This window comes from Halomonas citrativorans, assembly GCF_900163645.1.
Taxonomy (GTDB): domain Bacteria; phylum Pseudomonadota; class Gammaproteobacteria; order Pseudomonadales; family Halomonadaceae; genus Vreelandella; species Vreelandella citrativorans.
Genome location: NZ_FUKM01000003.1, coordinates 168281 through 182111 on the forward strand (window position 1 = coordinate 168281; position 13831 = coordinate 182111).

11 protein-coding genes are annotated in these 13831 nt (G+C 51.6%); 3 read left to right on the forward strand and 8 right to left on the reverse strand.

Annotation, left to right across the window (positions count from 1 at the left end):
* Window positions 1-99 precede the first annotated feature (99 nt).
* The 3 genes from coaE to CZ787_RS01325 are packed head-to-tail and all read left to right on the forward strand — an operon-like array spanning window position 100 to window position 1864.
* Window positions 100-690, forward strand: a complete 591-nt coding sequence (gene coaE / locus CZ787_RS01315; protein ID WP_087105521.1) for a dephospho-CoA kinase — start codon at window positions 100-102, stop codon at window positions 688-690.
* Between the two features lie 31 nt (window positions 691-721).
* Window positions 722-955 carry a DNA gyrase inhibitor YacG gene (gene yacG, locus CZ787_RS01320; protein ID WP_087105522.1) on the forward strand — a complete coding sequence of 78 codons (234 nt, stop codon included), beginning with the start codon at window positions 722-724 and terminating at the stop codon, window positions 953-955.
* Window positions 956-988: 33 nt separating this feature from the next.
* Window positions 989-1864 carry a DNA replication terminus site-binding protein gene (locus tag CZ787_RS01325; protein ID WP_087105523.1) on the forward strand — a complete coding sequence of 292 codons (876 nt, stop codon included), beginning with the start codon at window positions 989-991 and terminating at the stop codon, window positions 1862-1864.
* A gap of 182 nt (window positions 1865-2046) precedes the next feature.
* Here the strand turns inward: CZ787_RS01325 and CZ787_RS01330 are convergent, their stop codons facing one another.
* The 8 genes from CZ787_RS01330 to gyrA all read right to left on the reverse strand — a co-directional run bounded on the left by CZ787_RS01330 (window position 2047) and on the right by gyrA (window position 13803).
* On the reverse strand, window positions 2047-2385 hold the full coding sequence (locus CZ787_RS01330; protein WP_087105524.1) for a hypothetical protein: 339 nt from the start codon (window positions 2383-2385) through the stop codon (window positions 2047-2049).
* A 1019-nt stretch (window positions 2386-3404) separates the two neighbouring features.
* Window positions 3405-3782, reverse strand: a complete 378-nt coding sequence (locus CZ787_RS01335) for a histone-like nucleoid-structuring protein, MvaT/MvaU family (RefSeq protein WP_087105525.1) — start codon at window positions 3780-3782, stop codon at window positions 3405-3407.
* Between the two features lie 292 nt (window positions 3783-4074).
* Window positions 4075-5751: a 30S ribosomal protein S1 gene (gene rpsA / locus CZ787_RS01340; protein WP_087105526.1), complete on the reverse strand. Its 1677-nt coding sequence runs from the start codon at window positions 5749-5751 to the stop codon at window positions 4075-4077.
* Window positions 5752-5946: 195 nt separating this feature from the next.
* Window positions 5947-6636 carry a (d)CMP kinase gene (cmk, locus tag CZ787_RS01345; RefSeq protein WP_087105527.1) on the reverse strand — a complete coding sequence of 230 codons (690 nt, stop codon included), beginning with the start codon at window positions 6634-6636 and terminating at the stop codon, window positions 5947-5949.
* Window positions 6629-8908, reverse strand: coding sequence for a bifunctional prephenate dehydrogenase/3-phosphoshikimate 1-carboxyvinyltransferase (locus tag CZ787_RS01350; RefSeq protein ID WP_087105583.1), 2280 nt, complete (start codon window positions 8906-8908; stop codon window positions 6629-6631). Before CZ787_RS01350 ends, cmk begins: the two co-directional genes overlap by 8 nt.
* Window positions 8909-8913: 5 nt before the next feature.
* The gene (gene pheA, locus CZ787_RS01355) at window positions 8914-10005 is read right to left on the reverse strand and encodes a prephenate dehydratase (RefSeq protein ID WP_087105584.1); all 1092 of its coding nucleotides are present in this window, start codon (window positions 10003-10005) and stop codon (window positions 8914-8916) included.
* 5 nt (window positions 10006-10010) lie between these two features.
* Window positions 10011-11114, reverse strand: coding sequence for a 3-phosphoserine/phosphohydroxythreonine transaminase (gene serC, locus CZ787_RS01360; protein ID WP_087105528.1), 1104 nt, complete (start codon window positions 11112-11114; stop codon window positions 10011-10013).
* Window positions 11098-13803, reverse strand: coding sequence for a DNA gyrase subunit A (gene gyrA / locus CZ787_RS01365; RefSeq protein ID WP_087105529.1), 2706 nt, complete (start codon window positions 13801-13803; stop codon window positions 11098-11100). Before gyrA ends, serC begins: the two co-directional genes overlap by 17 nt.
* Window positions 13804-13831: the final 28 nt, after the last annotated feature.

The window sequence follows — 13831 nt, forward strand, 5'->3', positions numbered from 1 at the left end:
CCAAAGCGGCGCCTACATGGGCATAATGCGCTATAGGTACCGACTTTCTACGTAAAAACACGTAAAATAGCGTTTTAAAGAACGCAATAAAGGGTCGCTATGATTATTGGCTTAACCGGGGGCATTGGTTCGGGTAAATCAACCGTAGCGCGCGCGTTTGAATCGCTAGGGGCCAGCTGGGTAGATGCAGATATCGTCGCCCGTGAAATTGTGGCACCAGGTGAGCCTGCCTTAAGCGCTATTATTGATTATTTTGGTTCAGATGTCGCCAAGCAAGATGGAACGCTTGATAGAGCGGCCTTGCGTTCACTAATCTTTGAAGATTCATCCAAGCGTGAATGGCTAGAGTCACTTACTCATCCGATTATCAGAGAACGGTTAGTCGCGCATTTAACCTCTCTATCCCACGATTCACCCTATGTACTTCTCGTTTCACCGTTACTTTTTGAGTCAGGACAAAACATGCTGGTCGCTCGAACAATTGTGGTTGACGTGCCCACCGATGTTCAGCTCTCAAGAACACTCGCCCGTGATGGCGTAAGCCCTAAACAGGTACGTGCCATTCTTGCAGCGCAAATGTCTCGTGAAGAGCGCTTGGCTAACGCCGACGATGTGATAGATAACAGCGGAGATTATGACTTTATGATGCGTCAGGTTGAGCGTCTGGACAGTATTTATCGCACTCGTTAATTCAATTTTATCTATATATTTCAGGATTATTATGACTCACCCTGCTAATGATACTCCCATAGAAGTTAACTGCCCTCACTGCGGCCAAAAAGTGGCTTGGGCACCAGAGAGCACCTACCGCCCTTTTTGCAGTAAGCGCTGTCAATTAATTGATTTTGGCGCATGGGCCGAAGAGTCTCACCGTATCGCAGGCGAGCCAGCCATGGACGAGGCTGACCTGGACACCCTTCTGGCACAAGCTGATAAAGATGCGCCTCTTTCTTAACGAATGGTTTTCACGGTGAGGTAAATATTGGTCATGCAAGAGCCCGATGTAACCGCTTATCACTTATTGCATGAGCTTGATAATCGATTTGATAATCTGGTTTGCGCTATTGAAGCGGCGCTGGTGCTTTACGAAAGGCAGCGCCCGGCGGCATGGGTTATGCATCAGCCGTCCGTCGAATTAAACTGGCTGCGAAACGCACTACTGGATATGTGGCACCAGGAAGGCCAGGACGGTCGTGAAACGCGTAATTACATAGGAGTGATTGCCGCTGACGCCCCCCTTATTGAGGCAGTTGGCACTATTAACCATGCTAAAACAGCAATTAGCGAGTTAATTCATAGGATAAAAGAGCTCTCTCCAAAAGCATTCGGAGAAATCAAGCAACGCCTGCCACAACGCCACCCTCAAGTAGATAATGTATTGCGCCGTACCGGGCTTGCCAAACTCCACCTGAAGCAGTGTTGGCGACAAATACCGATTGCGGAAGCGCCGGTTTCGCGTATACGGCTTGCCTGGTACAGCAGCGGGCGCTCGATTAAGCGTCTCAGCGTGCAGGAAGCGGAGAAAAAACTAATGCAACTGGATACCGAAGCGCCGCATATACGTATTCAGCTGCGTAAGCTGGCTGGCCTTCCTGGCGACGAGGCGTTGGCACAAGTACAAGCGCAGGCGCCTTTGATGCGGGCAAACCTTTTTTTTACTGAGCCTTTACTCGACGGGCACTCACGGCGGGCGCTCAATATTGCCATGCCGCTGTTTGTGCCCGCTCCTGACCAACGCCTGCCCCATATCAACTTGCCGCCGCTACACCCCCCTACGGAACGCACACGGGCAAGAAGACGTGATGAAAAACTTGAGCACGAAGCATTTTTACCCAGCTTGCGTATTTATCGCTACCGATCCTGATCAAAGGCCTAGGCTTTGTACGAAAACTGCTTACGCTCGACCATACGGCGTTAAAAATCAGCTCGTGCGCGAGTCCGATCAAAATACTCATTTACACATGTAAACTCGTGCGCGAGCTCGGTCCGTTTTTTCGCTGATTTTTGCCTTGCCTGGCCTTCGCTCAGCGACTTTTCGTACAAACCCTAGCCACCAGTGAGCTCAGGGGCTTGATGTTGTGGCCAGAGCTCATAAAACAACAGCGTTGAAATGAGCTCGTGCAGCTCATGGTCCGATTGGTTGTACTCATCCATTAACGCTTTCAGGCGCTCTTCAAACAAGCGCGCTCGTTCTTGTGAGCGCTCTACTGCGTCATCTTCTTCTAACGCTGCCAATGAGCGTACCGGCGGCCCAGTTGGAATATCGAAGCCACTATTAGGGCCTTCCAACTGGCGCAAAGCTTGCGCAAATGCATCATCCAACTCACGAAACTTACGCAGCTTGTCACGTTCATCCGACTGTTTTGGAGTTTTGTGATATTTCATCGATGTTTCATTCATACCTTACTTGAAATGGTCGAAGTACCGCCACAACAGATATTTCCACAAGAGATACCCAATGCCGCACAGCCAGCCTGGAAGCCTGCCGTGCATCTCGGTGCAGTGGAATTACCACCAAGCGATAACAACAGGTTATCGGCCAATGCCAATAGCCTTACGAGAAAAGGTTCAACGTATCATTCACTAAAAACGCATAGGACGTAAACGACAAAGCCAATACGTCGGCTAACTCACATCCCCGGAAACGCTATTAAAACGCACAGCTATCCAATAGCGTTTTAAAGGCAAGACGAGCAGCCACAGAATCGTACACAAAAAAATCAAACAATAGTCAACACGATACGATGGGGCAAGCTATATGCACAAGCGAACCATGTATGCCAGACAGTAACTCAATATTCCCGGACAGCGCCAGCCTTTCTATAGTGATATCAAATCAGGCCAAGCCTATTTTTAATAAACCATAAAAGAGCGTAGTGTACAAACGGAATACTCTCCACCCCTTTGCTCTTACCAGCACAAAACAGCAGCGAGATCAGTCTACTGCCGAGCTGATAGAAGCAGTTGAATATGCCACTGAGCTAGACAAGGAACGACTACAGGCTACTTAACATGTTCTTAAAAAACCGTATTGCCAGAAAGGCGAGGCGATGGACTCAACACCAGTATTGGGCGTATACCCGGAAATAGCAATGGCACCTCCACCGCATGCTGCATCAGATAGCCCATGAAGGCACTTATAGCCTCGCCAAGCGTCATGCATGCCTATAGCGAAACCATCCCTTCCTGCAAGCCATGTCACAGCAACGACACGATTACCAAACACACTAAATAAATTTCAAGCTGGCAAAGAATGCAGCACTAACTTTTGCGGCGCTAAGCTAACGGGAGGTATTTTTTTTAATATTGAATAGCTATCGGGCCTATTCTGAGCCGCGCACCGGAAACCCGCCCCTGTTAAAGCAAAACCGGCATTTCTTAAAAGAAGTGCCGGTAATTGCTAATTAATCTTCCATGCTTTCCAGCCAGGACTCAACAGTTTCGTCACCGTATTCATCCTTCCAACTACGCAAACCTTTATGGTTACCACCACGGGTTTCGATAATTTCGCCCGTCTTGGGGTTTCTGTAAGTTTTTAGACGACGCTTACGTCGATTAGGATTATTACTGGTAGATGCTTTGGTGCCACGTTGATCGTTTGTCGGATCCAACAGGGCGATAACATCTGCAGGGCGCTTACCAAATTCATTCATTAGCGCTTCAAGCTTAGCTTTGAATTCCAACTCGCTTTTTAAACGCTGGTCTCCTTCAAGACGCTGCAAGTCTTCTTGCAACTGCTTAAGTTGCTGCTCTTTTTGGATATATTCGTTTAGAAGTGACATGGGGAGTCCTTATACTTCAGATTTATCTTCTGGATATTGAATTGACACTCATCATATCCATTAGTTCAGAATGCGCGCTCATTATTACTTCAAAACCACTAATTGACAATAGCCTAGTGTACTTTCATTCAATTACTAAGAGTTTTTTAAGCGAATAGCGTACATTTAAAATGTTTTAAGCAGGTTGGTAAATCTAATTTAATACAACTAACTTGCTTAGAAAACAGCCTATTAATAAGCAAAAAAGCGCCGCCCATAGGGCGACGCTTCTTAGAACCAGCGACTAAATAGCTTAGTCTTGGCCCATCTGCTGCTTGATCAGGTCACCGATGGTGGTCGGACCACCAGCTTCGGGTTCTTGATCACGCATTTTCTTGAGGTTCTGACGAGTATCGTCCTGCTCTTTCGCTTTGATCGACAGATTGATCTGACGGCTCTTACGATCGACATTGATGATACGCGCTTCAACGCTGTCGCCTTCATTCAGTACATTGCGCGCGTCTTCAACACGGTCAGCACTGATTTCAGAGGCTTTGAGGATGGCAATAACATCAGTTGCCAGCTCAACGTGTGCTTCTTTAGCGTCTACTTCAACAATACGGCCAGTCACAATGCTGCCCTTATCGTTAACAGACAGGTATTCAGCAACAGGATCGGAATCCATTTGCTTGACACCTAAAGAGATGCGCTCACGCTCAGGATCGATAGACAGAATAACGGCTTCGGCTTCATCACCTTTCTTGAAGTTACGAACCGCTTCTTCTCCAGTCTCTGTCCAGGAAATGTCAGACAGGTGAACCAGACCATCGATACCGCCTTCAAGGCCGATGAAGATACCGAAGTCAGTGATTGACTTGATGGTACCTGAAACACGGTCGCCCTTGTTGTATTCAGCGTTGAACGTTTCCCACGGGTTAGCAGTACACTGCTTGATACCCAGAGAAATACGACGGCGCTCTTCGTCGATATCCAATACCATGACGTCAACATCGTCGCCCACTTGGACAACTTTAGACGGATGGATGTTTTTGTTGGTCCAATCCATTTCAGAAACGTGAACCAGACCTTCAACGCCCTCTTCCAGCTCAGCAAAGCAGCCATAATCGGTCAGATTAGTGACCACAGCATGTACTTTGGTGCCTTCCGGGTAGCGCTGTTTAATGTTGACCCACGGATCTTCGCCCAATTGCTTCAGACCCAGTGAAACGCGGTTGCGCTCACGGTCAAACTTAAGCACTTTAACGTTGATCTCGTCACCAACAGCAACGATTTCAGACGGATGCTTGATGCGTTTCCACGCCATATCAGTGATATGCAACAGGCCGTCAACACCACCCAGATCTACGAACGCGCCGTAGTCTGTCAGGTTCTTAACGATACCTTTGATCTGCTGGCCTTCTTGCAGCGTTGCCAGCAGCGCTTCGCGCTCGGCACTGTTTTCAGCTTCAAGGACAGCACGACGAGAAACAACAACGTTATTACGCTTCGGATCAAGCTTGATGACTTTAAAGTCCAGCTCTTTATTTTCCAAATGCGCAGTATCGCGAACCGGACGTACGTCGACCAAAGAACCCGGCAGGAAGGCACGGATAGAGTCGACGTCGACAGTGAAGCCGCCTTTGACTTTACCGTTGATCACGCCTTTGATGATTTCGTCTTTCTCGAAGGCGGCTTCCAGAATCTTCCAAGCCTCTGCGCGCTTGGCTTTTTCACGGGACAGACGCGTTTCACCGAAGCCATCTTCTACGGCTTCCAGTGCAACGTGAACGTCGTCACCGATAGCGATGTTTAACTCGCCATTTTCATCGCGGAATTGTGCCGCTGGGATCTGGCCTTCAGATTTCAGACCAGCATTGACAGTAACCCAGTCGCCATCGATGTCGACAACTTGAGCCGCGACGATAGCGCCTGGCTCCATGTTAATGTCGTTAAGGGACTGTTCAAACAGTTCAGCAAAGCTTTCGCTCATGGTTTTCCTACGTGATCAACGTTGTTGAGGCATAAATGCCTTCTCCGTACCACCAGCGAGTACGGGCCTAATGTCACTCTGCCTTTGGAGGTGTTAACGCTGGTTAGACCTGACCGGGCTCTCTGATATGAACGATCATATGAACTGCCGCCCTGCCACGTCGTGACACCTTTCCAAAAACGCCGCAAGGGAGAATCAGGTGCCGGATGCTAACCCTTTCTGGGCAAGTAATTCCGCCAACCGTTCAACCACTTCCGGTATGCTCAGACGCGTGGTATCAAGCGTAATGGCATCATCTGCCGGCTTGAGAGGTGCCACGCTGCGTTGCGTGTCGCGTGCATCGCGTGCCTGAATTTCCTTCAAAAGACTCGAAAGACTAGCATTCATGCCCGCTTCCTGCAACTGAAGATGGCGGCGACGCGCTCGTTCCTCAGCACTAGCAGTTAGAAATATCTTTAGCGGCGCGTCTACAAATACGACGGTACCCATATCACGGCCATCTGCGACAAGGCCTGGCGCCTTCTGAAAATCTCTTTGCCGCTGAAGCAGAGCCGCGCGCACAGCGGGAAGCGCTGCCACTTGAGAAGCCAACTCTCCAGTTTGCTCAGTCCGGATTGCCTGGCTTACATCATCACCTTCAAGCAGCGTGCGGGGCTTACCATTTTCGATGGGAAATGCCACATCCAGCGATTCAGCCAATGCAGCAACAGCCGCTTCGTCATCAAGCGCAATACCATGCTTAACCGCCGCGGTGGCGGTTAGCCTGTATAGCGCTCCGCTGTCGAGTAAATGCCAGCCTAAACGCTCGGCAACCAAACTGCTGATGGTTCCCTTACCTGCCCCACCTGGCCCGTCAATGGTCAGAACAGGGATTGGCTTAGTCATTCTCGCCCTCCACGTTAACCCCCATGCCAATTTTATTGGCAAGCTCAACGAAGGTGGGGAACGACGTAGCAACATTGGCGCAGTCATCAATAATAATGTCATCACTTGCGCGTAGTGCGGCAATGGCAAAGGCCATAGCGATACGATGGTCGCCTAAACTATCAACGCGCCCACCACCATAGCTTGCAACTTCGGCATTGGCGTTACCGACAATATCGATTCCATCGTCAACCACGGTATGTTCAACGCCCAAAATTGCCAACCCGTCAGCCATGGCCTGAATACGGTCGGACTCTTTGACACGTAGCTCTTCTGCACCACGAAGACGCGTGGTGCCAGCAGCGTTTGCCGCCGCGATAAACAGCGCAGGGAACTCGTCAATCGCTAAGGGCACTTGATCAACCGGGATATCAATACCTTTCAAGGGTGCATAGCGGATACGAATATCAGCAACCGGCTCGCCACCCACTTCAGCTTCGTTAAGAAGCTCAAGGTTGGCGCCCATTAACGTAAGAATATTAATAACACCAATGCGAGTCGGGTTTATACCGACATGCTCCAGGGTGATATCAGCACCTGGCGTTATTGCAGCCGCCACCATAAAGAACGTTGCCGATGAAATATCAGAAGGAACGTCAATTGGGCCAGCGCTCAAGGCGCCGCCACCTTGCAACCAACAGGTGTCCCCTTCGCGTGACACAGAATAACCAAAACCATTAAGCATACGCTCGGTATGGTCACGCGTTGGTGCCGGCTCACGCACCCGTGTCTCGCCTTCAGCATAAAGCCCCGCCAACAGCAGGCATGATTTCACTTGAGCACTTGCCATAGGCATATCGTAGAAAATGCCTTTGAGCGCCGCGCCACCTTTAATTTTAAGCGGCGGCCGACCACCTTCAGCCGTCTCAATGGAGGCACCCATCAACCGCAACGGGTCCGCCACGCGTCCCATGGGGCGTTTGGTTAGCGACTCATCGCCGGTAAGCTCGCTATCAAATGCCTGCCCGGCTAAAAGCCCCGAGAACAGGCGCATCGCCGTTCCTGAGTTGCCCACATAGAGCGGCCCGGCCGGAGCCTTAAGCCCCTTCATTCCCACGCCATGGATAGTGACACGCCCTTGGTGAGGCCCCTCAATCGCAACACCCATCTCACGAAACGCTTGTAGTGTCGCCAGGCTATCTTCACCTTCAAGAAACCCTTTGACCTCGGTGACGCCTTGAGCCAGCGCTCCTAGCATAATAGAGCGGTGTGACATCGACTTGTCACCCGGTACGCGCAAATGGCCTTTCGCCTGGCCGCCGGGCCGAACTCGGTAGGTTACCTTGCCTTGTGGTTGCATATTGTATTCCGCTTGGTAGCTGGTTTTATTCAATAACGTATCAAAGTAATGGCGTGCGTGGCTGGCACGATCAAAGGTCGCAATAAGGGCATCGCTATCGCCTCGCTCAATCGCGTGACGTAACTGAGCCAGTCCTTCTTCAAAATCATCTAAAGATGCCAGAACAGCCTCACGGTTAGCCGTAAAAATATCCCGCCACATGACCGGGTCGCTGCCCGCGATACGCGTAAAGTCGCGAAAACCACCGGCGGCATAACGGAAAATCTCAAGCCGCTCATCCTGACGAGCTAGCGTATCCACCAGAGAAAAAGCCAGTAAGTGAGGTAAATGACTAGTCCGCGCAAGGACCTGATCATGGCGTTCAACGTCCATCTCTAACACATTGGCGCCGCAGGCCTGCCACAACGCACGCACGCGCGCCACCGCATCAGGATCGACCCCTGGTTCAGGCGTCAAAATAACGTTGTGATCAGCAAAAAGCCGTGGATTAGCCGCCGCCACACCGCTCTTTTCTGACCCCGCAATAGGATGACCTAGCACCATGTTGGCCGGCACAGCACCAAACACACGCTCTGCGCAGTCGCGAATGGTGGCTTTGGTACTTCCCACATCGGTTAGCACCACATTGGCTGCCGCTTGCGAAAGTACGCCTGCCAACGATGCCATCACCGACTCCATGGCAAGCACGGGCACCGCGAGGACGATCATGGTAGCGCCTGCCACTTGGTCAGCGAGAGTGACGCCCCCCGTATCGATTAACCCCATCTCGACACCGCGAGCGATTTCATCTTCGCTTGGATCGCAAGCCACAATCACGCCATTAAACCCTGAGGCGCGCAGCGCTGCTGCGAGTGACCCACCAATCAAGCCGAGACCAACGATCAATAGCCGCTGTTCATTACAGGAAGGTGTTTCAACGACCGATGATGCCATAGCGGTCACAGCACGCCCTGCGGATAGGAACCTAAAACGCGAAGCTCCGAGGCGTGTAACCTTACCTCTTCCAACACGGCAGCAACGCGCGGTTCGTCAGCGTGGCCCTTAAAATCGATAAAGAATACATAGTTCCATACGCCCGTACGTGATGGGCGCGTCTCGATGCGCGTTAAATCAATATGATGCCGATGGAAAGGCTCAAGCAGGTCGTGCAGTGCGCCAGGTTGGTTACGCATGGCCACGACAATTGAGGTTTTATCATCCCCTGCCATTGGCACACGCTCACTACCAATAATCAAAAACCGGGTCGAGTTATCCGGGCGATCTTCAATTTTGTCAGCTACGCGCTCAAGCCCATACAGTTTAGCCGCCATATCACCTGCAATGGCCGCACTGTGCCATTCAGTTTTGACCAGCTTGGCAGCCTCTGCATTCGAGGAAACAGGAACCCGTTCGGCGTGCGGGTAATGCGCATCCAGCCACTTCCGGCATTGGCCAAACGACTGGGGATGCGAATAAATGCGGGAGATTTTATCGCGACGCGTCGTATCACTAATCAGCAGGTGATGGTGAATGCGTAGCACCACCTCGCCACAAATATGGATAGACGAATCCATAAACGTATCGAGGGTATGATTCACAACGCCTTCTGTTGAATTTTCAACAGGCACTACGCCATAGTTAACGGCACCCGCTTCTACTTCACGAAATACTTCATCGATAGCTGCCATGGGTAGGCTAATGGCGCTTTCACCAAAGTGCTTCAGCGCCGCCTGCTGAGTAAACGTCCCTTCAGGCCCCAGATAAGCTACTTTGATCGGCTGCTCAAGCGCCAAACAAGCCGACATGATTTCTCGAAACAGCCGCGCCATTTCTTCGGAATCCAGCGGCCCCTTGTTAAGCGACATAATACGCCGCAGCACTTGCGCTTCACGCTCAGGCCGGTAAAACACCGCATCCTTATCGTGAGCCAGCTTTACATGCGCCACTTTTTGAGCACAGTCAGCACGCTCACTAATCAGGCGTAGTATATCGCCATCAAGTTGATCGATACGTTGGCGCAGGTCGTCCAGATTGATCGACAAGTCGGACATGATCATTAGCCTCTTCGCTGTTCAAAATCAGCCATAAAAGCAACCAGCGCATCAACGGCTTCTTCGGGCACTGCGTTATACAAGCTAGCACGCATGCCGCCCACGCTACGGTGCCCCTTTAGATTCAGTAGTCCCGCTTGGTCGGCCTCTTGTAAGAACGCTTTATCAAGAGCCGAATCAGCCAGCACAAACGGCACGTTCATACGCGAGCGATTAGCCACTGCAATGGGGTTGCTATAGAAATCGCTGGCATCAATGGCGCTATAAAGCTTTTCCGCTTTACGCTGATTAATGGCATCCATAGCCACCAAGCCACCGACATCATCACGTAACCACTGGAATACAAGCCCTGCCAGGTACCACGCATAGGTTGGCGGCGTATTCACCATCGACCCAGCGTCTGCGAGCATTTGGTAATCAAACAGCGAAGGAGTATTGGGGACCGCCCGGCCGAGCAAATCATCACGCACTACGGCAAGGGTTAAACCTGCCGGCCCAATATTTTTTTGTGCCCCAGCAAAGATAACGCCAAAGTCTGCGACATTAATGGGCTTGGACATAATATTGGATGACATATCGCAGACCAACGGCACATGCTGGCCATCTTCGCGCACAACTTGCGGCGTATAGTCAAATTCCAACCCGCCAATCGTCTCATTGGAGGTGTAGTGCAGATAGGCCGCATCCGCACTTAGCGTCAACGAATCCTGGGAAGGTACAGCCACATACCCACCAGCCTCACTGTTTCCAGCCAAGTGGCACGCATAGCCAAGTCGCTTGACTTCACTAATGGCTTTTTTGCCCCAAATGCCCGTTTGGATAAAGTTGGCACTACCGCCTTGGCCCAGCAGGTTCATCGGCAGCATAGCAAACTGCATGCTGGCGCCCCCCTGCAGGAACAGCACTTTATAGTTGTCGGGCACACTTAGCAGTTGGCGGAAATCGGCTTCCGCCTGCTCTGCAATGGCTATAAACTCATCGCTGCGATGGCTCATCTCCATAACGGATAAGCCACGCCCTTGGTAATCTACCAGCTCGTTGCGGGCCCTTTCGAGCACCGCAACAGGCAGGGCCGCTGGCCCTGCACAAAAGTTATAGTGACGTGTCATCAGTCGCCGTGTCCTGTGCGCTGTCGCCCGCGTTGTCTTGCTCACCCTCTTCATCCAGTGCTTCCAGCTCACTGTCACCAGGTTCATCAACACGAACAGTTTTAACCAGTTTTTCTTCTTTACCCAGACGGATTAGCATAACGCCCTGGGTGTTGCGTGAGGTGGTAGACACCTCTTCCACACGCGTACGTACCAGCGTTCCACGGTCCGTAATCAGCATCATCTCATCGCTGTCATAAACCTGCATGGCCGCCACAAGGGAGCCGTTACGCTCGCTGGTCTGCATGGCGATAACACCCTGACCACCACGACCGCGTAGCGGGAACTCTTCCAGGCGTGTGCGCTTGCCATAACCATTTTCGCTGGCCGTTAGAATGTAAATCTGGCCTTCTGCTTGTGTGCTTTCGGCAACCGTTTCGTCTGCACCATCAACATCCGTATCCGCCTCAGCATCAATCTGCTGGCTCTTGGGAATGATCAGGCTGATAACCTCAGCACCCTCTGCCAAGCGCATGCCACGCACGCCGCGAGCGGTGCGGCCCATTGCGCGAACATTACCCTCTTCAAAACGGATCGCTTTACCGTTAGAAGAGAGCATCATGGCGTGATCAGAGCCTGACGTAATAACAGCACCCACCAGGCGGTCGCCCTCTTCAAGATCAATGGCGATCAAACCAACGCTGCGCGGACGCGAGAACTGCTCCAGGCTGGTACGTTTCACCGTACCATTGGCGGTCGCAAAGAAAATATAGTGCTCGGGGTCGTAGTCACGCACCGGCAAGATGGCGTTAACCGATTCACCCTCTTCAAGCGGCAGCATATTGACCAGCGGTTTACCCCGCGAACCGCGACTGGCGGATGGCATCTCGTACACTTTCAGCCAATACACTTTACCGCGGTTGGAGAACAGCAGAACGGTGTCATGGGTCGAAGCAACGAGTAGATGCTCAATCACATCCTCATCTTTCATCGATGTTGCCGACTTACCGCGCCCACCACGCCGCTGCGCTTGGTAATCCGAAAGCGGCTGAGTTTTGGCATAGCCCGAACGCGACACGGTGACCACCATGTCTTCTTCGGCGATCAAATCTTCGATCGAGAGATCCAGATGGCTTGCCTGAATTTCTGTACGACGATCATTACCATACTGGTCGCGCACGGCATGCAGCTCTTCACGAATCACTTCCATTAGCCGGTCGGCCGAGGCAAGAATTTCGGTGAGTTCTGCAATTTTCTCAAGAATAGAGAGGTACTCATTGAGCAGCTTCTCGGTCTCAAGACCGGTCAGACGATGTAGGCGCAGCTCAAGGATGGCCTGCGCTTGAGCAGGCGACAGGCGATATTCGGTCGCGGAAGGGTTAAGACCAAAGCTTTCATCCAGCTCTTCCGGCTTGCACGAGGTAGCACCCGCCCGCTCAAGCATGCCGGTGACCTGCCCCGGCTGCCATGTTTTCGCCAGTAGCTTCTCTTTCGCCTCGGCTGCACTGGGCGAGGCTTTGATCATCTCGATAATGTCGTCAATGTTCGAGATAGCCACCGCCAGACCTTCAAGAAGATGACCACGCTCACGGGCTTTTTTAAGTTCAAAGAGTGTCCGGCGCGTCACTACCTCACGGCGGTGACGGATAAACGCCTCCAGCATCTCTTTTAGGTTCAACGTGCGTGGCTGGCCATTCTCCAGCGCCACCATGTTGATACCAAATACGTTCTGAAGCTGTGTCTGAGCAAAGAGATTATTAACGACGACTTCACCCGATTCGCCACGCTTAATCTCAATGACCACGCGCAAGCCGTCCTTGTCCGACTCGTCGCGTAGCTCAGCAATACCTTCTATTTTCTTCTCTTTGACTAGTTCGGCGATTTTTTCAATCAAGCGTGCCTTGTTCACCTGATAAGGCAGCTCGGTAATGATGATGTGGTCACGGCCGGTTTTATCATGATGCTCAATCGTATGGCTAGCGCGCACGTGGATGCGGCCACGCCCGGTGCGATACGCATCTAAAATGCCAGCACGGCCGTTGATAATCCCCGCTGTGGGGAAATCAGGGCCAGGGATGTACGCCATCAAGTCATCAATCGACAGCGTGTAGTCATCAATCAGCGCTAAACAGCCGTCAATCACTTCACGCATATTATGCGGCGGAATATTGGTTGCCATGCCCACGGCAATGCCCGACGAGCCGTTAATCAGCAGGTTGGGGACTTTAGTAGGCAAAACGGCAGGAATGCGTTCGGTGCCGTCGTAGTTATCGACCCAATCGACGGTATCTTTCTCAAGATCGGCAAGCAGCTCATGCGACAGACGCGACATGCGCACTTCGGTATAACGCATGGCAGCAGCGTTATCACCATCGATAGAACCGAAGTTACCCTGGCCATCGACCAGAACGTGGCGCATTGAGAAGTGCTGCGCCATACGTACGATAGTGTCGTAAACCGCACTATCACCATGCGGGTGATATTTACCGATGACATCGCCGACAACACGCGCCGATTTCTTGTACGGTTTATTCCAGTCATTACCCAGTTCATGCATGGCGAAGAGCACACGCCTATGAACAGGTTTCAAACCGTCACGCACATCGGGTAGCGCGCGGCCGATAATGACACTCATCGCATAGTCGAGATACGACTGTTTGAGCTCGTCTTCAATATTGACGGGCAAGATTTCTCTGGCGATGTCACCCATGAAAGTCAGATCCTTTGCACTGCATTGG